Raw genomic sequence first — 24,611 nt, 5'->3', positions numbered from 1 at the left:
TTGAATTGATTGGGTTTATTGAACGTTGATGAGTGATTCTCGCCTTCTCATTTTTCCGGCAGGCAAGCCATACATCATCTTAAATCTTCTACAGAAGTAGGCAGTATCTTTATAACCAACCTCTTTCCCTATATCTCTGATGCTTTTCTTGGAAGTTCTAAGAAGTTCCACTGCAGCCTCCATTCTTTGGTATTCGATATAATCCTGGGGATTGATACCGGTGAGCATTTTGAAGTATTGTCCAACATAATCTTCAGATACATTGGCAACTTTTGCCAAGACTTTATTGGAAAGATCTCCACCTATATTCTTTTTGATATAGTTGAAAAGATCAATTAGCCTTGGATCTTTGAAGTAAGTACTATTTGTGGATAGCTCTTCAACAAACAATCTGTTTTTGAGGATATGTCTGACGATCTCAATGACCAAAAGCTCCGAATGGATTTTGATTACCCGTTCTTTACCTGGGGTGTTTTGTTCAGACTCCTTAATGATGTCCTCTATGATAGAGGCAATCTTGTCATTGAACCTGATGACAAAGGGAGGGATACCCAATGAATGAAAGAAATTGACGACATCAAAAACTTTTGCTTCAAAGTTGAGAATGGTTACACAGTCTTCTTCAAGGTTTTTAATTTCTTTAAAACTAATAGTTTGAAGGTATTTTCTTTTATTATCTAAAAAATTTTCATTATTGATTTCGCTTTTTTTATTCTGTTGACCGAATGTGACATTGGTTTTCCTACCAGCAGGGATGAATAGAATTTCGCCTTCGTTGACCAACTCCATTTCTTCAGCAAATTTCACAGAACCTTGATGAAGTAATATGATTGAATTTTCGGTATCACTGTAATCTAATACTGTCACAGGCTTCTCGATTTTAAAATTGTTGCCTTTTAGAAAACGTACCCCGACAGATTCAATTACTTTATTGTAATATTCCATGATAGCAGATATTAATGTTAGGATGTAAAACTATAATAATTTTGGAAATAGATGTATATTAAATCAATAATTATTTAATATAAAATAAAAAAAGGCATAAAAAATTGATTTTATGCCTTTTCCATTGATTTAGATTTGATTATCTTATTATACTTCTTGATATGACTATTTTTTGAATTTCACTCGTTCCTTCATAAATCTGTGTAATTTTTGCGTCTCGCATCAATCTTTCCACATGATATTCTTTCACATACCCATAACCTCCATGTACCTGCACTGCTTCGATTGTCACATTCATGGCAACTTCCGAAGCGTATAATTTGGCCATTGCACTAGCGAAAGCATAATCCTCGCCTTGATCTTTGAGCCAAGCTGCTTTCAAAACCAAAAGCCTTGCAGCTTCAATTTGCGTTGCCATATCAGCAAGTTTGAATTGAATGGCCTGATGTTGACTGATAGGCTTTCCAAAAGCTTTTCTTTCTTTGGAATAAGCCAAAGCTAGTTCATAGGCTCCCGAAGCAATTCCTAAAGCTTGTGCAGCAATTCCTATTCTTCCACCATTTAGGTTTTCCATGGCGAAATTAAATCCAAAGCCTTCCTCTCCTATCCTGTTTTCAACAGGGACTTTGACATCTGTAAACATGAGAGAGTGGGTGTCTGAGCCTCGAATGCCCAATTTATCCTCTTTTTTTCCAATTACAAATCCTTCTGAGTTTTTTTCTACAATAAATGCTGAAATTCCTTTGTGCCCTTTGGATGCATCCGTCTGTGCAATGACCAAATAGACGCTCGCCGAACTCCCGTTTGTGATCCAATTCTTGGTGCCGTTTAGCAGATAATGGTCACCATGGAGATCAGCAGTGGTCCTTTGGGAAGTGGCATCAGAACCTGCCTCCGGTTCTGAAAGGCAGAATGCCCCAATTATTTCTCCTGTTGCGAGACGAGGTAGGTATTTTTCCTTTTGCGCTTCCGAACCATATTTTTCCAAACCCCAGCATACAAGGGAGTTATTGACTGACATGCAAACTGATGCTGAAGCGTCGATTTTGGATATTTCTTCCATGGCCAAAACATAGGAGACGGCATCCATGCCGCCACCATTGTATTTGGGATCAACCATCATGCCCATGAAGCCAAGATCCCCCATTTTCTTTACCTGTTCGGCAGGGAATTTTCCCTCAGTATCTCTTTCGATTACTCCTGGTAAAAGTTCTGTTTGGGCAAACTCTCTCGCTGCATCCCTAACAGCTAAATGTTCTTCTGTATATTCAAAATTCATAAGAATATTTGGGTTTAGTATTTGGCTTTCAAGATACAGCAAAAAAAAATAAGGGGCAATTTCTTGCCCCTTAAAGTAAACTCATTTGATGCTTTTAAGTTTCCTTAATCCCTATTTCCAAAGAAGATGAATATGTAGTAGGCCAATGTTGCCAAAGCCGCTAATGCTGCAACCACATAAGTCATTGCTGCCCATTTCAGTGCGTCTTTTGACATGGCATACTCATCTGGGGTTACCACATTTCTCGTTTTGATCCATGCCAAAGCCCTGTTACTTGCGTCAAATTCTACAGGGAGCGTGACCAAAGTAAACAAAGTCATTACTCCATAAGAACCAACCACAATATATCCGATCAATTCATAAGGAAGATTCAGCATGAATCCGCCAAGCAATGAGGCGATCAATACAATGTTCAAAATTTTACCACTGGCATTTTGTACAGGAACCATGGCAGATCTTAGATTCAACCATGTATAAGCAGTAGCATGTTGGATGGCGTGTCCACATTCGTGAGAAGCAACAGCTGCTGCAGCTGCATTTCTGCCATAATATACATCAGGGCTGAGGTTCACGGTCCTGTTCATAGGATTATAATGATCGGTAAGCTGACCTTCAACACTCAGCACCCTTACATCGTGTATATTATTGTCTGTAAGCATCAACTCCGCAATTTCCTTTCCTGATAGATTTGCCTTTAGAGATGTCTGAGAATACTTTTTAAACTTGCTCTTTAGCTTTCTGCTGACAATAAAGCCCAAGGCAGCGAATACAACAACAATTAGAATAATCATAGTTTTTTTATGTTTGCTAGTTAGTTACGAATTTAATAAGATTTGGATTCTTTTCTTGAAGTTATTTTAAAGAAAAAGCCCAAGGCTATCAAACCTAGAATGATCACTGTCAGTACCTGACTTCCATGGATGATGGCAGCAAAGATTTTTCCTTCTTCATTACTCAATCCATAAGCCATCAAAATGAAAGCCACTAATGCATGGAAGGTACCGATACCCCCTTGAACAGGAGCAACCATGCCAATACTGCCCATGACCATGACCATCAACATGGAGCTTAGTGACAAACTGGCAGTTGATGGAATGGCCCAAGCCATAAATATCAGCATTAAGTAATAGGTAAACCAGATAAAAACCGAACTGCTCCAAAAGCCCAATTGATTGTCAACCTTTCTAAGGCTGATCACCCCATTGATCAAATCTCGTAGAAAATGCCTGATTTTCTTGAAAAGGCTACTGTCTTTGTATTTTTGGAAAACCAAATAAATAAAGATCATTGTTACAATAAGGCCTCCAATCAAGAGAGGTAGGTATTGGAGTATCTTTTCTTTCAATGAATCCAAAGACACCAATTCACTTGATAACTTTACAAAAAGGTCCCTTTCAAGTAAAAATGCCAAGAATATAATGCTGACCATAAACAGCATGTCAAAGGTTCTCTCCAGAATCACTGTTCCAAGTAGTGTACCCATTTGTCGGTCCTCGGTTTTTGTCAATACCCCGCATCGGGCCACTTCACCTGCCCTCGGTACCAGGAGATTTGCCAGGTAGCCGATCATCAATGCCCAAAAGGAATTAATAGTTTTGGTTTTTTGGGACTCTCCCGCATCTATCAGTAGCTTCCATCTCCAAGCCCTTACCCAAAATCCCATCAGGGAAACAGCAATGGACAAACCAAACCAAGATAGTGAAGTTTGAGATAGCGCCAACAGCAAAGCATCAAAGCTGATGTCCTTATATAGAAACCAAAAAATCCAGATGGCTACTATCAAAGAAACCGCCACCTGGATCCACTGTTTTTTTGTTAGCCTCACTTTAAATCAATTTATTATGATCATCGGGAAAAATGATCAAAGGTCTGTGTTTTTTGGCATCTTCAAAATCCATGGATGCATAGGAAATCAGGATGACAATGTCTCCAACTTGTGCTTTCCTTGCAGCAGGTCCATTGAGGCAAACCATTCCGCTACCCCTTTCTCCTTTGATGACATAGGTCTCCAATCGCTCTCCATTATTGATATTGACGATCTGGACTTTTTCATTTTCAATAATATTGGCCGCATCCATCAGATCTTCGTCCACAGTGATGCTGCCCACATAATGTAATTCTGCTTGGGTAATTTTTACCCTATGTATTTTTGACTTTAATACCTGAATGTGCATGAAATGAAATTTTTCGCAATATTAATCAAATATGGAAATATTGTCTATCAAACGGATTTCTCCAAGATAGGCGGCAGTACAGATGGCTATGTTAGAGGTTCCTTTGAGACTCTCTAGAAGTTCAAACCGGTCAGAAGAAATCAATTCGAAATATTCCAAACGAAAACGAGGTTCTTCCTTAAACATCTGTTCTACTTTTCCCCGAGTGCCAAACCAATTATTGCCAGCCAAAAGTTCATCTTTTGCAAATGTCAGTGCCTCATAAATAATGGGTGCAATTTTTCTCTGTTCATCATCAAGCCTGAGGTTTCTGGAAGACATGGCCAATCCATCAGCTTCCCTGACGGTGGGAATAATGACAATTTCCGTGTCAAAGGAAAGGTCTTCTACCAGTCGTTTGATGATGGCTACTTGCTGTAAATCTTTCTGTCCAAAGAAAGTTTTGTGAGGTTTAACAATATTTAACAGCTTTGAAACTACGATTCCAACACCATTAAAATGCCCAGGGCGAAAGGCCCCCTCCAAAACCTTGTCGATAGCGCCAAAATCAATGATAAGACTGGGAATAGATGGGTAAATCTCTTGATTACTAGGCACAAACACGAAATCAACCCCGGTTTTATCCAATAAATCCAAGTCTTTGTTCAAAGTTTTTGGATAATTTTCAAAATCTTTCTGGTTATTGAATTGAGTTGGATTGACGAAAATTGACACAATGATGACATCCGAATTTTCTTTGGCTTTTTTTACTAAATCCAAATGACCATCATGTAATGCGCCCATAGTAGGCACAAAACCAATAGTTGTATTGTTTATTCGGGAAATTCCAAGGTGGCGATGAACCTCTTGTTTGGTCCGGAGAAGCTTCACGTTTGTTGTACTTTGCAAATGTAAAATAGGGGCAAAACTATGTTATATTCCAGAAAAACAATGGCTTTACCACTTTTTTTTTGTATCTTTGTGCGTTTATTATCACTCAATAAAACTCAACAAGGTATGTCAAAACTTCGTATTCTCTACGTTGCAAGTGAAATCAATCCATTTCTTCAAACCTCAGAAGTTGCAACTTTCGTGAGGGCCTTACCGCAGGCTATGCAGGAAAAAGGAATGGAAATTCGTATTCTTGTACCAAGATTCGGATTAATCAATGAAAGAAAGAACAGATTGCATGAGGTAGTAAGACTTTCAGGGATCAACATTGCAGTAGGAGAGGAAGAGAAGCCCTTGATCATCAAGGTGGCATCTATTCCAAACGCCAAACTTCAGGTTTACTTTATTGACAATGAAGACTATTTTCAAAGGAAAAGCGTTTTTCATGACAAGCAGGAAAAATTCTATGAGGACAATGACGAAAGAGCCATTTTCTTTTGCAAAGGAGTCATAGAGACAGTAAAAAAATTAGGTTGGGCCCCTGATGTGGTGCATTGCAACGATTGGATGACAAGTCTGATTCCGATGTATCTTAAAACAACCTATAAGAATGAGCCATTATTTAAAGATACAAAATCCGTATTCGCTATTTACAATACGGGATTTACTCATAAATTTGGCGACGATTTGTTGGAGAAAGTGAAAATGGTGGATATTGATGATGCCATTCTTGCCCCTCTCAAATCAAAAGATTATGAAGGCTTCCTGAAAATCGGAATGGAATATGCCGACGTGGTCATCAAGAGCGAAGAAATTTCCGAACACCTAAGCCAACTCATTGAGGAGTGCTCTAAAGACAAGAAGTGTGAGATTAACAACGAAGAAGAAGACGAACAACTTTTTGAAAGTTACTTTAATATCTATACAGAACTCGCCAGCTAAGCTGGTTTTGGGTTTATTGATTCTGATTTCCATTACATCATCTTGTGAAGATCCTTCCAATATCGGTTTGGAATTGGATCCCAACAGCAATCAAATAGGGGTTTTCTACCAAGAAATACCCCTATCTGCTTCTGTTGTATTACGGGATTCGATATCTACAACCAATACTGGTTTTTTGGTGTATGGATTTGAAGAAAGCGAATTTTTTGGAAAGACCGATGCTACAGCATATACCAGATTACTATTCAACAGAGATGTAAGAAGACCTGAATCAACAGCTGTATTGGACTCAGTGAAGTTCAATATCAATGTACGGAATGTGTTGGGGGATGACCTTGAAGCTCCCAAAACGATTAATGTACATTTATTAGAGGATCAAATTCGAGACCTCAATTATTTTAATTTTAGCAGTTTAAATTATGACCCGGAACCTGTTATCAGTGCAACTGTTGATTTTAAAGAAAGGCAAGACACTATTGTAACAATTTCGGTTGATAATGAATTGACAGAAAGAATCTTTGCAGAATTAAGGGATGGAAATGCTTTTAATGATGTGTTTTCATTCAGGGATTTTTTACCAGGGTTGGTTTTTAAGGGAGCTGAAAATGAAGATGTTTCATTTAGTACAAGAGTTGGTAATAATACCGGTTTAGTTTTCTTCTATAAGAATGAGGGTGACACGGTTTCAAGGGCGTATCCAATTGCTACAGGAATCAATAATAATTTCGCGCGCCATTTCAGTCAGGTAACAAATGACCCCACCGGCACTCCTACTGAAGTTGTTGAAAATAAGATGGTAGCCTATAATCTAGGTCAGTATGCTGGAGGAAAATCAAATTTTGGTATGTTGGTTAAATTGGACATGAGTCCTTTGGATGCTTTTTTGGATACATTGGAAAATGTTACTTTTAATCAGGTTCGGCTTGAAATGGGTCCTTTGGTAAACGATAATGTTACAAATAGACCTCCCCAATTGCAGATTATGTACTTCACAAATGAAACAAATAAAATATTATTGAGGACTGACGGATTTCCTATGGCAGTTCAACCAGATGGTAGAGCTCAGGTCGATTTGGAAAAGGGAGAACCCATCTATTCAGAACAACCTGCCCTGCTTGCCCATTCTTTTGAGGACAATACATTCAGCCAATTGATTACCTCCCATGTAAATGCGATTTACCGGAAGAATATTCAAAGAAGAGATTTGCTTTTGTACCCAGGTACTCCAGGTGTTGATGATTTTCGACAGTCATTAAAAGAATATGTGGTAGATCAGAATACGATCAAACTGAAAATTTTCTTTTCTAGGGCACGGTCCCTTTAAATCCTGAAATTTTATCAAACACCCAAAAATCTACTTGAAATTTTTCATAAGTAGATTTTTTTTATTTCATTTCGCTCTTGTAATTTGAAAAATATTACATTTGATTTTAAATATTTTTACTTATGTGTGGAATTGTAGCTTATGTTGGGCACCAAGAAGCGTTGCCCATTATTATCAAAGGCCTTAAAAGATTAGAATACCGAGGCTATGACAGTGCAGGGGTGGCTCTGCTCAACCAAAAAGGACTTAGTGTTTACAAAAAGAAAGGTAAAGTCTCAGAATTGGAGAACCACCTCGGAACTTTTGAAAACCTGAATTCAAAAATCGGTATCGGGCACACCAGATGGGCCACCCATGGTGAACCCAATGATGTCAATGCCCATCCCCATTATTCTTCCAATGAAAAATTTGCGATGATCCACAACGGGATTATCGAAAATTACGATGTGCTCAAAACCGACCTTATGAATAAAGGTTATACTTTCCATAGTGAAACAGATTCTGAGGTCTTTATCAAGTTCATTGAAGACATCTATAACAATAACCATATCAGCTTGGAAGAGGCGGTAAGGTTGGCCTTGCATAAAGTGGTCGGCGCTTATGCGATTGTCATCATGAATATCGAAGAGCCTGATACATTGATTGCCGCTAGAAAAGGATCTCCGTTGGTAATTGGGGTTGGAGAGAATGAGTATTTCTTGGCATCTGATGCTACACCAATTATAGAATATACCAATCAGGTAGTGTATCTTGATGATTATGAGATTGCTGTGATCCGTGACAACAGATTACAGATCAAAACCATTGAGAATGTAGAGACCAATCCTTATATCAATCAATTGGAAATGGAATTGGAAGCCATAGAAAAAGGCGGCTATGAACATTTCATGTTGAAAGAAATCAATGAACAACCAAGGTCAATCGCAGATTGTATGCGGGGTAGGTTGGATGCCAAAAACGGCAGGTTGGTATTGGGGGGATTGAGGGACTATATGAACAAGTTCCAAAATGCCGACCGCATCATCATCACTGCATGTGGTACTTCATGGCATGCGGGATTAGTAGCAGAATATCTCTTTGAGGAATTTGCCAGAATACCTGTGGAAGTGGAATATGCTTCGGAATTCCGCTACAGGAATCCGGTCATCAATGAAAAAGATTTTATTATCGCCATCTCCCAATCAGGGGAAACAGCGGATACTTTAGCTGCCATAGAATTGGCCAAATCCAAAGGTGCAACCATTTTTGGAGTGTGTAATGTGGTTGGCTCTTCCATTCCACGCGCTACGCATGCTGGATCTTACACCCATGCAGGTCCTGAAATAGGTGTTGCTTCAACCAAAGCATTTACCGCACAGATTTCTGTATTGACCATGATGGCCTTGAAATTGGGTTATCAAAGAGGGACTTTGTCTGAATCCAGGTATATGCATCTGCTCAGTGAATTGGAAACGATACCTTCCAAAGTCGAAAGGGCCTTGAAACTCAATGATAAAGTGAAAGCCATTGCAGCAGAATACAAGGATGCCAGAAATTTTCTTTATTTAGGACGTGGATATAATTTCCCTGTTGCCCTGGAAGGAGCATTGAAACTGAAAGAGATTTCCTATATCCATGCTGAAGGTTATCCAGCAGCAGAAATGAAGCATGGTCCTATTGCCTTGATAGATGAAGAAATGCCGGTAGTTTTTATTGCTACGAAGGATAGTAGTTATGAAAAAGTTGTTAGCAATATTCAAGAAGTAAAAGCCCGAAAGGGGAAAATTATAGCCGTGGTCACGGAAGGTGATACCACTGTCAGAAACATGGCAGACCATGTGATCGAAATCCCTGAAACAGAAGAGGCTTTTGTTCCATTGATTGCCGTAGTTCCTTTGCAACAACTTTCTTATCACATTGCCGTCATGAGAGGCTGCAATGTGGATCAGCCTAGGAATTTGGCTAAGTCAGTGACGGTTGAGTAATTGAAATAACTTACGAAGCCTGCAAAAAATCTTTGCAGGCTTTTTTTTGTTTCAAATCGGGTCAGTACTGTAGATCAATCCATCCTTACCTCTTGCTTCCAAGCTTCCACTTTCTGTGATTACCCAAGTTTCGTCTGAGGAACCATCCTTTGCCCTGAATACTTTTAGACCTTCCTGCTCGGATAAAGTCATTTCTAAAATATTGACGGTTCCATCACTCAATTCTTCATTTTTATAATATTTCCCCAAATGATGTTCAATTCTCAATTCTCCTCCTCCAAATGTTGAAGGGATAGTCCATTCACCTATCAAACCTAAGGATTCTGCTTGTATCTCTGGTATTGTTGTGTTTTCTATATTAGTCTTGGATTCCACATTCTCCAATTGATCGATTTTATCCGATTCATCGCTTGTTTGACTCCGTTCAGCACAAGAAAAGAAAAAGGAAAGGAACATTAAAGACACAAAGTATTTCATAACTATTGTTAGGTAAAGATTACATGTTTCAAGCTTAAATTTAAGAATTTTCATTACAAAATAAATACTTGATTTTACATAGTTGGTATGCCGCAAAATCAACAACTTTTGCATTTTGTATTAAATTTGATCCACAGCCAATATAACATGGATTTAACCAAGCTATCATGAAAAAAATACATTTATTCTTTCTTTTGTTTATCCTTTCCACCTCAGTTTGCTTTGCCCAAAATAGTCCTAAGGGCACTGCAGATATCTCTTTGAACTATTATCTCCCTAATTCCTATACATACAATGAAACAATCCCAACGCCAAAAGAGGTATTGGGATTTGAAGTAGGTGAATGGAATGTAGGCTACGATCAATTGATCAGGTATTTTGAGAAATTAGCGGAAAGTTCTCCCAGGGTTTCTTTTGAGATTTTTGGCCAGTCCTATGAAAAACGACCCCAGGTGATGTTGACGATTACATCTCCCGACAATCTGTCCAAGATTGATCAGATCAAAGACTCCCGAAAACAACTGCGGGATCCCAATGCCAATTTGGATTATGACCAAATGCCTTTGGTTTTAGCGGCAGGATATTCCGTGCATGGCAATGAAGCCAGTGGAATCAATTCCTCCCTTTTGGCAGCATACCATTTTGCAGCTGCCAACGAAATAGAAGATGACCTCAAAAATATCATCATCCTGATTGATCCATCCTTGAATCCCGATGGTTACAGTCGATATTCTACTTGGGTCAACTCTCATAGATCATATAATCTTAATGGCGATCCCAACAACAGGGAATTGGCTGAGGCTTGGCCGGGTGGCAGAGGCAATCACTATTGGTTTGACCTCAACAGGGATTGGTTATTGGTACAACATCCTGAATCCCAAAATAGGGTGAAGAAGTTTCAGGAATGGCTTCCCAACATTTACCTGGATTACCATGAAATGGGTACCAATTCCACCTTCTTTTTTCAACCGGGTATCCCGAGCCGGGACCATCCATTGATCCCAAAAAGAACTGTACAACTTACAGAAAAAATGGCTGCGTACCATGCCAAGGCCATGGAAGAAATCGGCTCCTTGTATTATGCCAAGGAAAGTTTTGATGAGTATTATTTTGGCTATGGCTCCACCTACCCGGATATTCAGGGTTCCATTGGTATTTTGTTTGAACAGGCTTCTTCGAGAGGACATCTTCAGGAAAGCAATTTCGGCCCATTGACTTTTTCATTCACCATCAGGAATCAGTTCCGAACCAGTATCAGTTCCTTTGATGCTGCCAAGGAAATGCGAATTGACATCAACAAATCTATGCATGATTTCTACAAGGAAGCATTTCAGATGTCTGCAGCTGATACTGACAAAGCCTTTGTTTTTGGTTCAAAGGAAGATGGGGCGAGAAGCTTTCATTTAGCAGACATGATTCGGCAGCATGCAGTTGATGTATATTCTTTGAATGAAGATATCTCGGTGAATGGTGTGCCCTTCGAAAAAGGGAAATCTTACATCGTACCTCTCAACCAACCACAATACCGGTTGATTAAATCACTTTTTGAGGTTAGAAATGAGTTTCAGGATAGTTTGTTTTATGATGTTTCGGCTTGGACAATGCCGATGTCTTTTGATTTGGATTTTATGGCACTCAGTAGCCGGATTTTGAATCTGGCAGATGTCAGTCCATTGGATAATGATTTTTCATTGAATTCCGGTAAGGTATTAGGGCAGAAAGAAGCTTATGCTTTTGGTTTCGGATGGGAAGGGTATTACGCTCCCAAAGCTGCCTATCAATTGATGCAAAAAGGTTATTTGGTCCGTGTGACCAACGAACCAATAGTATTACCTGATAAGATACAATTGAAAAGAGGCAGTATTTTGGTAAGTATGCCAAGAGAAGAAAAGAAGGAATTGAACCTTTTGGAAGATTTGAAGAAAATTGCGGATGAGACCGGATTGGTAATACATGCCCTTAATACTGGATATACAGGGGGTATAAATTTAGGATCACCGCAGATCGATGTGTTAAAAAAGCCTGAGGTAGCCTTATTGGTAGGTACAGGAGTGGTGAGTTTGGAAGCGGGTGAAATCTGGCATTTACTGGATCAGAGAATGGATATGCCCATTACCCTGCTGCCTGTGGAAAGGGTAAATTCTGTAGATCTAAGTAAGTACAACGTTATCGTAATGCCCAATGGGCCATATATCACCTTTGGAAAGGATGAGGCAGAAAAGATTAAATCTTGGACTTCAGCAGGAGGGACTTTGATAGCTAGAGGAAATGCACTGACCTGGTTGAACACACAGGAACTGGTAAAATTTGAATTCAAAAAGGATGAAAAAGAGGATGAGAAAAAAGAAGTCCACGCCTACTCCGATTTTCCTAAAAATACAGGAGCAAGGTTGACTAGTGGCACAATATTCCATGCCATGCTGGATAATTCTCATCCCATTGGATATGGATATACAAACGATTCCATACACACTTTCAGAAACAGCAACCTGTTTTTGGAAACTGCCAAAAACCCCTATTCCAACCCATTGGTTTACACTAACCAACCATTGGCAAGCGGCTATGTGCATCCTGAAAACTTAGAAAAGATTAAAAACACGGCAGTCATTCAAGTGAAAAAACTGGGTAGTGGCAGGGTCATTGGTTTGGTGGACAATCCAAACTTCAGAGCCGTCTGGTTCGGAACCAATAAGCTTTTCCTGAATTCGGTGTTCTTTGGACAGATTATTAAAGCGGGGACTGCGGATTGATTTACAGCTAACCTTTGAGTGCTCCTACTCTAAGGTTATTTGTCACTAGTAGTGGAGAAAATTTGGCATTTACAGAAAGTGAATGACAATGGGTTCAGCGTCATCCCGAGTCCCTAACTTTTTGTAAATGTTCAGAAAAGGAATGACATAAAAGCGGGCTGCAGACCTCTCCTGACGTCGAGGTGACAAGGCAAAGTCCTGTATAGAATTGAATGCTATTTGTAGTCCTAAACCATCAATTTCAAAATCTTTCATTGGTATCCGAATTAGCTGGCTTTATTGTTTTAACAATAAAATGATGGAACCATAAAAGAGTCAAAAGAATACAAAAGTTGCTGAATATCAGCTTTTGGTGATATAGTCTTTTGTTCACTTTTGTTTCTTTTGTGGTTCAAATAAAACTCCCTATGTGATTACTATTATGCCTGTAGCCAAATACCATTGTTTCACATTGTCCCAAAAGCATCAGAGATAAGAACACAGATGATAAAGACTTACATCTATTGATAAAAAAGAAGCTAAAAAAAAAGTCAATCATTATAAATTGTTGCTTGGAAATCATTTTGACATTGAAGCCGTTTACCTGTTTGGCTCTTTTGCAAGTGATACAAATAGAACCTTCGAGGTTTTAAAAACCTCAAAGGTTCAGCCCTCTCTATCTTGTTTCTTGGCTCTTGTTTCTCGCTTCTCTAGAACGTCCTCTGATAATCCTTCTTATACACCAAAGGTGTCACCCCCATTCTGTCTTTGAACTGTTTATTGAAATTGGACAAAGTATTGAATCCGCATTCGTAACAGATTTCACTGATGTTCAGATCGGCTTCATGCAGCAATTTGCAGGCATGGCTGATCCGGACATCAGACAGAAATTCCGAAAAAGGTTTGTTCATTCTGGAAGTAAAATACCTGCTAAAAGCACTTTCCGTCATATTCCCCAAGGAGGCAACTTCTTCCAATAATATTTTCTGTCTGAAATTTTCCATCACATATTCATACACCTTCCGCATCCTGTCTTTTTCCGACTCCTTATTGTTATTGGTATATCCTGCTTGGGTGATCGGTTGGCATTCTTCCGATTCAGCGAGTACCTGTAATATCTGCAATAGCTTCAAAATACTTTCAATTCCGTTCGTATTGACTAATTCCTGCATCATGGACCTTAATTTAACATTGGTATTGCCTAAAATTTCCAGTCCCCTAAGTGATTTTTCCAACAATATGTTTATTGGCTCGAACTCCTGTTTAATTGATATAGCATCTCCTAGAAAGCCTTCATTAAAGTAAATTACAATTCCATGGGTTTTCAGGTGACTTTCTTTTTCAAAATAAATCTGATCATTTCTCCAAAGGTGGGGTAAGTTGGGTCCCGTGAACACCATATCAAATTCCCTAAAAGGCTTCATTTGGTCACCGATAAATCTTGTCCCTTTTCCTTCCAAAACCAAAAACAATTGGTACTCCTGATGGAAGTGCCAGTTTTTATCAAAATTTGGAGCAATCAGCTCCTTCACTATAAAAGCTTTGGTTTCAGGAATCCTTGATTTTTGGAGTGCTTGTTTCATATTTTAGTCAATTATGTTATAAAAATAGATAAAAATCAATTTTAATATCAAAATTCAGTCAGAATTGAGCAAAAAACAGTGAGAATTATAATTTGAAATTCAGCAACTTGACCTTTCTAATAAAAATACAATCCTCCCCAAAATGACGTTACTCAAAAATCTCCCAAAGCTTTTCGTCTTTTCAATCATTCTCTTGATAGGATGTGAGCAAAAAGCCAAGTTTCAGGCCTTATCAGATGGTCCAAGAAGGGCTGAAATTCTATTCCTAGGACATGACAGCAAGCACCATGATTCAGAAAAACTTTTGCCTTACCTGGCAAGACCCCTTTTCCAAAAGGGAATCAACTTTACCTATACTTCAGATCCCAATGACCTGAATGATGAAAACCTGAACAATTATGATGGAATAGCTATCTATGCGAATCATGATGTAATAACGCCTGAACAGGAAGCTGCCCTGAAAAAGTATGTAGAAAGCGGAAAAGGATTTATTCCGCTTCACAGTGCCTCTTTTTGTTTCCGAAATTCAGATTGGTTTGTTTCTGCTGTCGGTGGGCAATTTAAATCCCACGGAACAGGGGAATTTTTTGTCGATATAATTGCTCCTGAGCATCCCATTATGTCGGGAGTAAATACTTTTGAGACTTGGGATGAGACCTATTTGCATAGTAAAATCAATCCCGATATGACTGTCCTGATGGAAAGGGAAGAAAACGGTCACCGTGAACCTTGGACCTGGATCAGAGATCAAGGGAATGGAAGGGTATTTTATACTGCTTATGGACATGATGAGCGGACTTGGTCAAAACCGGAATTCCATACCTTGGTTGCCAATGGCATACTTTGGGCTATAGGTGAGGATGTAGCAGCGCAGGTGGCTTCTTTTGATATTCCTCAACCAAAATTTGAGGAGGCAGAGATTCCAAATTATGAGAGAAGGGACCCTGCACCAAAATTCCAGCATCCTTTATCACCGGAAGAATCCATGAAATTGGTGCAGATTCCTGTGGGATTTGAGTTGCAGCTATTTGCTTCAGAACCGGATATTGTAAACCCTATGGCCATGTGCTGGGATGAAAAAGGCAGGTTATATGTCATCGAAACAGAAGATTATCCCAATGAAGTACGAAAAGAAGGTGGCAATGACAGAATCAAGATCCTGGAAGATACCAATGGAGATGGTAAGGCAGATAAAATCACTGTTTTTGCAGAAGGCTTAAATATCCCTACCAGTTTGGTTGCTATCAATGGAGGTATATTGATTTCCATGGCACCGGATTTTATTTTCCTAAAAGACACCAATGGAGATGGCAAGGCAGATGTGCGGGAAGTGGTCATCACAGGTTGGGGTAAAAGTGATACCCACGCCGGACCATCCAACCTGAAATATGGATTTGATAACAAAGTCTGGGGAGTATTGGGATATTCAGGTTTCAAGGGAGAAGTAGACGGAAAGCCATTTACATTTTCACAGGGGATTTATAGATTCACTCCGGAAGGGAAAGATTTTGAATTTTTAGGTTCCACCAGCAACAATACCTGGGGATTGGGATTCTCAGAAGATTTCAATGTGTTTATTTCAACCGCCAATGGGCAGCATAGTGCCTATTTGGCTATGAGTAACAACTACGTCCGAAGACCGGTAATTGGCGGCATGAACAATACTGTATTTGGAATAGACAGCCATTATGATATGCCACACCATACTCCGGCTTTAAGACAGGTGGATTATCATGGAGGTTATACCGCGGCTGCAGGTCACAATTTTTATACCGCCAGAAATTTCCCAAGAAATTACTGGAATAGGATCGCTTTTGTAGCAGAACCCACAGGAAGGGTCTTGCATAATGCCATCATTTTGGAAGATGGTTCTGGATTCAAAGAGAAGAATGGATTCAATATTTTATCCAGTTCAGATGAGTGGTTTTCACCTGTGCATGCAGAAGTAGGACCTGATGGGGCTTTGTGGGTAGCAGATTGGTATAATTTCATCATTCAGCACAACCCGACACCAAGGGGATTTGAAAACGGAGCTGGAAATGCATACATCAATCCGATGCGGGATAATAAGCATGGCAGGATTTATAGGTTGGTTTATAAAGGTGGGCCAGAACACAAAACCATGAAATTGGATCCTTCCAAAAATAAAGATCTGATAGCGGGATTGAAAAGTGATAACATGTTCTGGAGAATGACTGCACAGCGATTGATTGTTGAGAGTCAAAATACAGCTATCAAATCAGACCTTTACAAATTGATTGAAAATAGAGATGTTGATGAATTGGGATTGAATACACCTGCCATCCATGCCATATGGACATTACATGGATTGGGGCTTTTGGATGGTTCTGATAAGAGTTCTCTACAAATTGTGACAAGGGCTTTAAATCATCCTTCAGCAGGTGTCAGAAAAAACGCCATTGAGGTTTTGCCCAAGACACCGGAAACTTTCCAAGCCATTCAAGGATCCAAGGTTCATCAGGATCCGAGTATGAATGTCAGAAAGTCTGTCTTCCAAACTTTAGCAGATATACCTTCATCTTCTGAAATCAGTAAAGTACTGCATGAGGCCAGTTTGGATGAGGGCAATGCCAAAGACAAGTATTTGCCTCAGGTGATATTTGCAGGGGTCATGAACCATGCTTCCTATTTTGAACAAAATATTGGAACGCTTTTCCCAACGGATAAACCGGATTCTCTGTACACTTTGACCGATAAACTTGCCAAAAGCCTGGTCGAGGAGGAATATAACCTGGACAGAAGGGCTGCCATTATTTTCCCGCCTGATGTCAGTGGAAAAGAAATCCGTATCAGGACGGAATTGGCCAAAGGGAATGACGGCATCGAAGGGGTAATCATTGCACAAGGCAATAAAGAAAACGGATACACGCTTTTTGCCAAAGAAAACTCCCTCAATTGGGTGGTCAAACAAAATGGCAAAGCCTACAAAATATCCACTCCAAAAAACCTTCCGAACAACTTATTCACTGTTCAGGCCAATTTGTTGGAAAATGGAGAAATGAGCCTTTTAGTAGATGGAAATCTGATTGGTAAAGCCAAAGCTCCTTCTTTGTTCGAAAAACCGCTTTCTCCGGAGAGAATCAGGGTTGGAAATGACATGCAAGATGAAAATCAGGTGGGAGACTATGAAGGTGCTTCATGGCTAAGAGGCCGAATGGGCCGGGATAGCTATATTAGCCTAAAAGATCCAAACATCAATCTTGAAGAGTTTTTGAGCAGAGAAATTGAAGTGGTTCAGCCCTCTATCTCCAGAGATAATGCGACCATTATCAAAGTAGGGGTAATACCTCACGAGATGAAATATGATGTGACCAGTTTTAAAGTCAAGGCCGGTCAGCCTGTGATCATAGATTTTGAGAACAAGGATTTTATGCAGCATAACTTGCTGATCGGTAAAATCGGATCCCTGGAAAAAATCGGTAAAGCGGCAGATGAAATGGCAAGAGATCCTCAGGGAATCGAGAAAAATTATATTCCGAATATTCCTGAAATTATAGTTTCTTCCAAGTTAGTCGACCCTGATAATCTGGAGTCCATTATGTTTATTGCCCCATCACAGCCGGGAGAATATCCATTTATCTGTACCGTTCCGGGCCATTGGCGTATCATGAACGGTAAAATGATAGTTGAATAAAAAAACCTTAAAATGCCATTAGATGTAACTTTTGGAGTAAGTACCTGGCTTTGGACTTCTCCTTTTAATAAAAAAACAATTGACCTGTTTCCCAAAATCAAGGAAATGGGCTATGATGTGGTGGAAATCCCTGTGGAAGACCCCGCATTGATAGATATTGAAGAGGTCAAAAAAGCCTTGGAGGATAATGGGCTCAAACCGGTAATCTGCGGTGCGTTTGGACCAACCCGTGACCTGACCCATGACGACCCTGCTTTCCATCAGACCTGTTTTGATTATTTGGAAGCCTGTTTTGAAATCAGTTCTCAATTAGGTGCCAACTTTGTAGCGGGTCCCATGTATTCGGCAGTTGGCAAGGCAAGATTGGTTTCAGATGAACAGCGGAAAGTAGAATGGGACAGAGCAGTTACAAACCTTTACAAAGTCTGCCAAATGGCCGAGCAAGCCGGACAGCAGATTGCTTTGGAGACTTTGAACCGATTTGAGACAGACCTGATCAATACCACGAAGGAATTGATGCAGCTGATTTATGATATCAACCATCCTGCAGCCAAGGTGCTGTTGGATGGATTTCATTTGAGTATTGAAGAACCTGACTTGGAGCAGGCCTTTAGGAATGTTGGAGACAAGTTGATTCATGTGCAAGTATCCGAAAACCACCGTGGCATTCCTGGAACGGGACAGACCAATTGGGATGCTTTCAAACGAGGGCTGTGGGCTGTCAATTATTCAGGTGTGATCTCCATAGAAAGCTTTACCCCGAATGTCCAAGAACTCGCCGGTGCAGTCTGTATATGGAAACCTCTTGCACTGAGTCAGGATGGTTTTGCCTCCGAAGGACTTGCTTTCCTGAAGGACTGGATTATGGGGAGGCAGTTTACGCATTGAGAAGTTTGATGTAGGATGACCGATGACCGATGTAGGATGACCGATGTCAAACGATCAAAATGCGTCGTCATTCTGAGTGGAGAAAATAGCATTTACAAAAAGGGGAACGACATCAAGACGGGGAGTAGACCTCTCTCCCTTACTGTTGTCGGGATCGAGGTGACAAGGCAAAGTTCTATCTAGACTTGAATGCTATTCGTAGTTCTTAACTATCAATTCCCAAATTTGTCCTTGCTAGGCAAGGGGAATTTCAAGAGATTCTAATTTTATTAAATCTAAATTCTAAAATCTGAATTCTAAACTTAAAAAAACCATGACCCAAAAAAAAATAAACATCGCAATCATTGGACTAGGCTTTGGTGCGGAATTTATTCCGATATACCAAAAGCATCCTTTGGCCAATATGTATGCCATCTGTCAGCGCAATGAAGATAAGCTGAATGAAATCGGAGATGCCTTTGGCGTAGAAGTCCGATATACCGATTATGATGAACTGCTCAAAGATCCAAACATTGATGCAGTCCATATCAATACCCCAATTCAAGCCCATGCCGAACAATCTCTGAAAGCCCTCAGGGCAGGCAAACATGTAGCTTGTACAGTTCCCATGGCCACCACAGTAGAAGAATGCCGCCAAATAGTGGAGGCAAGTGAAGAGACCGGGCTTACCTATATGATGATGGAAACGGTGGTGTATTCCAGGGAATTTCTTTTTGTCAAAGAGATGTATGAAAATGGGGAATTGGGAAAAATTCAGTTTCTCCGTGCTTCCCACCAACAGGAAATGGCCGGATGGCCGGGATATTGGGAAGGGCTGCCGCCAATGCACTATGCGACCCATTGTGTGGGGCCTGTTTTGGCATTGCCAAAAGCGCAGGCAGAATATGTATCCTGTTTTGGTTCGGGTAGGATTGATGAAAACCTGATAGAAAAATACGGTTCGCCTTTCGCCATCGAGACCTGCCATATCAAACTCAAGGATTCTGATCTTTCGGCAGAAGTGACCCGTTCCCTTTTCAATACAGCAAGGCAGTATCGGGAAAGTTTCGATGTATATGGTTCCAAAAAATCCTTTGAATGGACCCTGATCGAGCATGAAGATTCCGTCATCCATACCGGTGAAGTGCCTTCAAAAGTAAAAATCCCTGACTATGCCCATTTGCTTCCCAAAGAAATTGCCTCTTTTACCACTGCGGGGGTCTATGATTCGGATGACAATCAGCACTTGTCCTTTATCCAAGGTGCAGGACACGGAGGAAGCCATCCCCATCTGGTTCATGAGTTTTTGTCTGCATTGACAGAAGGAAGGGCGCCCTATCCGGATGCAAGAGAATCCGCCAATATCACCTGCGTAGGTATCTTGGCCCACGAATCTGCGATGGCGGGTGGAAAGATTATGAAACTACCGGAATTTACACTCAAGTAAGCTTATCTACTATAAACTGTAACTCTCTCAAACCATATGAACCACTGCGAATGCAGTGGTTTTTTTGTGGTTATTGGAACAGAAAAGGGAGGAATTGATCAGATAAAAAGTTCAGAGGATGGATTGGAAATTAAACTAAAAGAGATTAAGTTTAGACAAAAGGAAATAAAAAAAATATATCTGATACCAACCCTATTTGGGCAGATATGAACAGATTTTCTTGAATTAAAAACAGTTTCGCCATTTCCTAACCATACCACTAGTAAATAAAAGATAATGACAATAAAAGAAGCAGTATTAAAGAGCCTGGAAGAAATTAACGGACTTACAAACTATTTGGAAGTTTACAATCATATTGTGCGGAAAAATTATTATGATTTTGGACCTGCAAAGACTCCTGGTTCGACAGTTTCGGCTATACTTGGCGACTTTATTCGTAAGGGTGACTCAAGGGTGAAAAGAATAAATCAACAGGGAGGAACTTATTCTTACTATCTGACAAAGAACGAGGAGAATATTGCGATTGACATTTTAAGCGGAGAAACTGAAACCCAAACAGCACCCGCAATAAAACCAACCAAAATCAAAACTTATGAAGAGAGAGATTTACATATACTTTTAAGCAGTTATCTAAAAAACACAGGTACGTATTCTAAAACTATTTTCCATGAACAATCAAATGGAAAAGACACCAATCAAATTTGGACTCACCCTGATATGGTGGGCATTAAGTTTTTAAACCTACAAACAATGGCTAGCCGAAATTTTTTAAAATCCATAAATAAATTTGACACTTTTAAAATGAGTTCTTACGAACTGAAAAAAGAAATAAACAGTGATAGTGAACTCAAAAAAGCCTTCTTTCAAGCAGTTTCAAATTCAAGCTGGGCAAATTATGGCTATTTGGTCGCTTTTGAGTTTAGTGAAAGTCTAAATGATGAAATGGCAAGATTAAATCAATCATTTGGAATTGGAATTTTAAAACTCAACCCAAACCCTTATGAAAGTAAATTGCTTTTTCCTCCATCATTAAGAGATTTGGATTTTAAGACCATTGACAAACTTTGTAAGATGAATAATGAATTTAACAGGTTCATAGAACAGGTAGAAAAACTTATGACAGCAAGTGAAAAGTATGCCTCGGGTGCAGAAAAAGAACTTGATCAATTTTGTGACGAATATTTTTCGGAAGACACAGAAATTGAAGAATACTGTAAGAATAAACACATACCAAGTTGGGAGTAGTTTGAATTTTTATGTCAGTTGGGTTAATAGTAAACGAATTCCTAATAATATATGATCTATATATTATAATGATTTAATTCATTATACTGTTTATCAATATTTTTGGAGATATATAATAATTGAAATGATTTCGAAAGAAAATTTTGCAAAGATAAATTTAGAAGTAAAAACAGCGGTTGAGGAGTTGTTTTCCTATGTTAAAAAAGTGTGTAGTAGCGATAAATTATTTCTATTTGTAGCAAATGGCGAATTCGATGAAGTAATAGGAGATTCAAATTCAGGATACTTTCCGCACACTATTGATCATATGTTGGACGAATATCGGGACGAAACCAGGCTTAAGTTTTTGATTGCTTTTATAAAAACTTTTTATTCTTTTCCTTCTGGTGCAGTTGCTGTAGAGGACGATGAATATAGAATAAATTTGGAATTGATGATCTACACGCATATTTGGGAGTCAAAACCATTCTTAAAGCAGCTTTTTCGCTTAGCTCAATTAGCACAGGATAAATCCTATCCATGGAAAGTTATTATTCCTGAGATGTCTAAACATACATTTATAAGAAAAGAATTAAGAGACTCATTATTAGATATCGGTTTGAATTATCCAAAAATAATTTCCAAAGGATTCCACTCCTCTCTGAGAAATGCATTTGCCCATTCAGATTTTAGCATATCAACTGACAGTTCCATAATTTTTCTACATTCTGATAAAAAATTAGCAGACTGGGAATTGCCAAATATCTCATTCGATGATTGGACGGAAAAGTTCGCTTATTCATTTTTGTTGTCTTATTATGTGTTAACTGAAAAGCAAAAGCATAGAAAATTGGTCATTTTAGAAAATGGAAGTAATGATTTTGGAATTCCATTGCCTTTGGGTAAAAATGGGTCAAGATATGTCAAAATTACCCATTACTCAGATCAAGATATATTTAGGTTTAAACAATAAAGATCCTCTATAGGTGTAGTTTGCAACTACACCTTTTATTTTTAGGAATTTGTAATTCCAATTCAAAGCTAGTTCAACCCCCGATTCTCGGGGCAGGCACTTCAGGGTTGTTGCCTCCAATCCTTATATTATTTACCCCCGGTTTTACGGGGGATCAAAGCATCCAAAAATATACTCCCGACCCCGAAGGGTGTCGAATCATTTTTGTCCAAATGGGTACTTCCGAAGTGGTAGGGGGTACTTCGGAAGTACCCCTCCCCACTTCATAGGCGAACTCACTCACCTTTTTGCCTACCCGGTTCACCTTTTTGGTGAACTCACTCACCTTTTTGGTAACCCCGGTCACCTTTTTAATGAACTGGTTCGCCTATTTGGTGAACTCGGTCACCTTTTTGGTAAACTCACTCGCCTTTTTGATGAACTGGGTCGCCTTTTTGCCGAACTCAGTCGCCTTTTTGGTGAACTCACTCACTTTTTTGGTGAACTAGTTCGCCTCGGAGAGAACTCACTGAGTATTTTAGAAATTACAAATACTCCCACCAATTTACTCTAATTCCAAGCAGCCTGGTGTCGAATTATTTTTGTCCGAGGGGGATTGGATATTTGATAATCTAATCAGATATTTCAGCAAAAGCAGCGGCTGATTTGCCGGCATGCAGTATAAAGATCCCCGGTTGCTTAATACCTAATAGAATAACAGATATGATAATCTCTTTTTATTTTTTCCATCCACTGTAACCATCAGGATGAAATTGAATCCTTAGAATTCTTCTCATTATCTGTTTGATTTTTTTGAGGAAGCGTCTTCCAAAGGCCTCCACACCCATCCCAAACTATTTTAATAAAAGCCATTAAATCATTTAATACATAAAAAGAGACCAATGTGCAACTTAAGCTAACCTGATTAAGTTAAACCCATTAATATGGAAAAAATCTACTCCTAAGCCCTGCATTTTCAGGTTTTTATCAAGGTTTAGTTATTCAAAAACAGAAATTGCAGGCACTAATTTTAGTGTTCTTTTTGCTCTCGGTTTGGTTAAAAGCTGTCCCCTCTAAGGACAGTTTTTTGTTTTTGTAAACCATAAGTGACTTGTTCACAAAAATTATTTATGTCTTATAAAGACTTTATTTCAAATGGAAATTTTTAAACTTTAGCCATTCTCATACATTTAAAGTAGAAAAACCAAGAATCTCAGTCAATTCATAAATATCCAATTGCGGAATTCATAAATTTTTCTGAAATTCCTGATCAAACTATTTACTCCTCCCTATGAAAAAATTATTCTTCCTCCCCGCTTTGGCCATTCTAGGTCTTTTGTTCATTCAGGGTGTTACTAAATCCGAACCTGAAACAAAATTTATTTCCCATGAAATTGCACCCGATATGCCTCCTCAGGTAAAGGCTATCGTTGAACAGAAATGTTATGGCTGTCATAATGCAGAATCCAAAAACGAAAAAGGAAAGAAAAAACTCGATTGGGATGAATTTGAAGCTTCCAAAAAAGCCAAGCAAATGGCAACCAAAGGAAAAATCGTGGAGGCCCTTGAAAATGGAGATATGCCGCCAGCAAAATTCTTGGAAAACAAGCCTGAGGGAAAACTTACTGAGGGTGAATTGGCCACTTTGATGGAATGGAGTGCCGGTAAAAAGAAATCACCCAAAGAATGAAGTTGGGAAATTTAATCCTAATAGGATTGTTCTTGGTTTTTATAGGTATTCAGTTTGTGCCCACTGAATTGCCTTCCGTGGAATCCAATAATCCAGAGGATATTATTCAAAGTGGAATTGTCAATGAGGAAGTTGCCGGAATATTGAAAACGTCCTGTTACAGCTGCCATAGCAATGAGACCAATTATCCTTGGTATTCTTATATGGCACCATCTTCTTGGCTTGTGGCCAAGGATGTCAGGGAAGGCAGGAAAGAACTCAATTTTTCTACTTGGCAGGAAAATGACATGATCAAAAAGCTAGGCTACCTTGATGACATTTCCTCCGTAATTGACGATGAGAGCATGCCCATGGGAATTTATACCCTGATGCATCCTTCAGCCAAACTGACGGAAGAACAGCGTGAACTGATTGTCGCCTGGGCTGAGGACGCGATGGATTTGGTGGTGGAGGAGGATGAGGAGGATTGGGAAGAAGAAGGGTGATTCT

The 24,611-nt window shown here is 39.3% G+C and carries 20 protein-coding genes; 11 read left to right on the top strand and 9 right to left on the bottom strand.

Going from position 1 to position 24,611, the window contains the following annotated elements; translation table 11 throughout:
- Positions 1 to 15: 15 nt before the first annotated feature.
- The 6 genes from HMJ38_RS05605 to panC all read right to left on the bottom strand — a co-directional run bounded on the left by HMJ38_RS05605 (position 16) and on the right by panC (position 5,268).
- A complete protein-coding gene (locus HMJ38_RS05605; RefSeq protein WP_194973393.1) occupies positions 16 to 945 on the bottom strand; it encodes a helix-turn-helix domain-containing protein in 930 nt (309 codons plus the stop codon).
- Between the two features lie 139 nt (positions 946 to 1,084).
- Positions 1,085 to 2,224, bottom strand: a complete 1,140-nt coding sequence (locus HMJ38_RS05600; RefSeq protein ID WP_194973392.1) for an acyl-CoA dehydrogenase — start codon at positions 2,222 to 2,224, stop codon at positions 1,085 to 1,087.
- Between the two features lie 104 nt (positions 2,225 to 2,328).
- Positions 2,329 to 3,015: a zinc metallopeptidase gene (locus HMJ38_RS05595; RefSeq protein WP_194973391.1), complete on the bottom strand. Its 687-nt coding sequence runs from the start codon at positions 3,013 to 3,015 to the stop codon at positions 2,329 to 2,331.
- Positions 3,016 to 3,047: 32 nt separating this feature from the next.
- Positions 3,048 to 4,049 carry a lysylphosphatidylglycerol synthase transmembrane domain-containing protein gene (locus tag HMJ38_RS05590; RefSeq protein ID WP_194973390.1) on the bottom strand — a complete coding sequence of 334 codons (1,002 nt, stop codon included), beginning with the start codon at positions 4,047 to 4,049 and terminating at the stop codon, positions 3,048 to 3,050.
- Between the two features lies 1 nt (position 4,050).
- A complete protein-coding gene (gene panD / locus HMJ38_RS05585) occupies positions 4,051 to 4,398 on the bottom strand; it encodes an aspartate 1-decarboxylase (RefSeq protein ID WP_194973389.1) in 348 nt (115 codons plus the stop codon).
- A 21-nt stretch (positions 4,399 to 4,419) separates the two neighbouring features.
- Positions 4,420 to 5,268 carry a pantoate--beta-alanine ligase gene (panC, locus tag HMJ38_RS05580; RefSeq protein ID WP_194973388.1) on the bottom strand — a complete coding sequence of 283 codons (849 nt, stop codon included), beginning with the start codon at positions 5,266 to 5,268 and terminating at the stop codon, positions 4,420 to 4,422.
- A gap of 126 nt (positions 5,269 to 5,394) precedes the next feature.
- Here panC and HMJ38_RS05575 point away from each other — a divergent pair, with 126 nt between their 5' ends.
- From HMJ38_RS05575 to glmS, 3 genes are all read left to right on the top strand, one after another.
- Positions 5,395 to 6,210, top strand: a complete 816-nt coding sequence (locus tag HMJ38_RS05575; protein WP_194973387.1) for a glycogen/starch synthase — start codon at positions 5,395 to 5,397, stop codon at positions 6,208 to 6,210.
- Positions 6,170 to 7,534, top strand: a complete 1,365-nt coding sequence (locus HMJ38_RS05570) for a DUF4270 family protein (protein WP_228779903.1) — start codon at positions 6,170 to 6,172, stop codon at positions 7,532 to 7,534. Before HMJ38_RS05575 ends, HMJ38_RS05570 begins: the two co-directional genes overlap by 41 nt.
- Before the next feature lie 122 nt (positions 7,535 to 7,656).
- Complete coding sequence (gene glmS, locus HMJ38_RS05565; RefSeq protein WP_194973386.1) at positions 7,657 to 9,498, top strand: glutamine--fructose-6-phosphate transaminase (isomerizing); 1,842 nt, start codon at positions 7,657 to 7,659, stop codon at positions 9,496 to 9,498.
- Positions 9,499 to 9,549: 51 nt separating this feature from the next.
- On the opposite strand, the gene HMJ38_RS05560 is transcribed toward glmS, so the two are convergent.
- Entirely contained in the window at positions 9,550 to 9,975 is a 426-nt protein-coding gene (locus tag HMJ38_RS05560) for a hypothetical protein (protein ID WP_194973385.1), read from the bottom strand.
- A 167-nt stretch (positions 9,976 to 10,142) separates the two neighbouring features.
- On the opposite strand from HMJ38_RS05560, the gene HMJ38_RS05555 reads away from it, so the two are divergent.
- Positions 10,143 to 12,725 carry a M14 family metallopeptidase gene (locus tag HMJ38_RS05555; protein ID WP_194973384.1) on the top strand — a complete coding sequence of 861 codons (2,583 nt, stop codon included), beginning with the start codon at positions 10,143 to 10,145 and terminating at the stop codon, positions 12,723 to 12,725.
- A 69-nt stretch (positions 12,726 to 12,794) separates the two neighbouring features.
- Here HMJ38_RS05555 and HMJ38_RS05550 read toward each other — a convergent pair whose 3' ends face one another.
- Entirely contained in the window at positions 12,795 to 12,980 is a 186-nt protein-coding gene (locus tag HMJ38_RS05550) for a hypothetical protein (RefSeq protein ID WP_194973383.1), read from the bottom strand.
- Positions 12,981 to 13,414: 434 nt separating this feature from the next.
- The gene (locus HMJ38_RS05545) at positions 13,415 to 14,287 is read right to left on the bottom strand and encodes an AraC family transcriptional regulator (protein WP_194973382.1); all 873 of its coding nucleotides are present in this window, start codon (positions 14,285 to 14,287) and stop codon (positions 13,415 to 13,417) included.
- A gap of 142 nt (positions 14,288 to 14,429) precedes the next feature.
- On the opposite strand from HMJ38_RS05545, the gene HMJ38_RS05540 reads away from it, so the two are divergent.
- From HMJ38_RS05540 to HMJ38_RS05510, 7 genes are all read left to right on the top strand, one after another.
- Positions 14,430 to 17,942 (top strand): PVC-type heme-binding CxxCH protein, encoded by a 3,513-nt coding sequence (locus HMJ38_RS05540; RefSeq protein ID WP_194973381.1) that lies wholly within the window; start codon positions 14,430 to 14,432, stop codon positions 17,940 to 17,942.
- 12 nt (positions 17,943 to 17,954) lie between these two features.
- Positions 17,955 to 18,830 (top strand): sugar phosphate isomerase/epimerase family protein, encoded by an 876-nt coding sequence (locus HMJ38_RS05535; protein ID WP_194973380.1) that lies wholly within the window; start codon positions 17,955 to 17,957, stop codon positions 18,828 to 18,830.
- 313 nt (positions 18,831 to 19,143) lie between these two features.
- A complete protein-coding gene (locus HMJ38_RS05530; protein WP_194973379.1) occupies positions 19,144 to 20,256 on the top strand; it encodes a Gfo/Idh/MocA family protein in 1,113 nt (370 codons plus the stop codon).
- A 276-nt stretch (positions 20,257 to 20,532) separates the two neighbouring features.
- On the top strand, positions 20,533 to 21,501 hold the full coding sequence (locus HMJ38_RS05525) for a hypothetical protein (protein ID WP_194973378.1): 969 nt from the start codon (positions 20,533 to 20,535) through the stop codon (positions 21,499 to 21,501).
- 124 nt (positions 21,502 to 21,625) lie between these two features.
- Complete coding sequence (locus tag HMJ38_RS05520) at positions 21,626 to 22,453, top strand: hypothetical protein (RefSeq protein WP_194973377.1); 828 nt, start codon at positions 21,626 to 21,628, stop codon at positions 22,451 to 22,453.
- A gap of 1,270 nt (positions 22,454 to 23,723) precedes the next feature.
- Entirely contained in the window at positions 23,724 to 24,122 is a 399-nt protein-coding gene (locus HMJ38_RS05515; RefSeq protein WP_194973376.1) for a heme-binding domain-containing protein, read from the top strand.
- Entirely contained in the window at positions 24,119 to 24,607 is a 489-nt protein-coding gene (locus tag HMJ38_RS05510) for a heme-binding domain-containing protein (RefSeq protein WP_194973375.1), read from the top strand. Before HMJ38_RS05515 ends, HMJ38_RS05510 begins: the two co-directional genes overlap by 4 nt.
- Positions 24,608 to 24,611 lie beyond the last annotated feature (4 nt).

This window comes from Aquiflexum lacus (genome assembly GCF_015476655.1).
In the GTDB taxonomy this organism is placed as follows: Bacteria; Bacteroidota; Bacteroidia; order Cytophagales; family Cyclobacteriaceae; genus Aquiflexum; species Aquiflexum lacus.
Note: the sequence above shows the minus strand (reverse complement) of the source record. Positions and strands in the feature narration are given on the sequence as shown.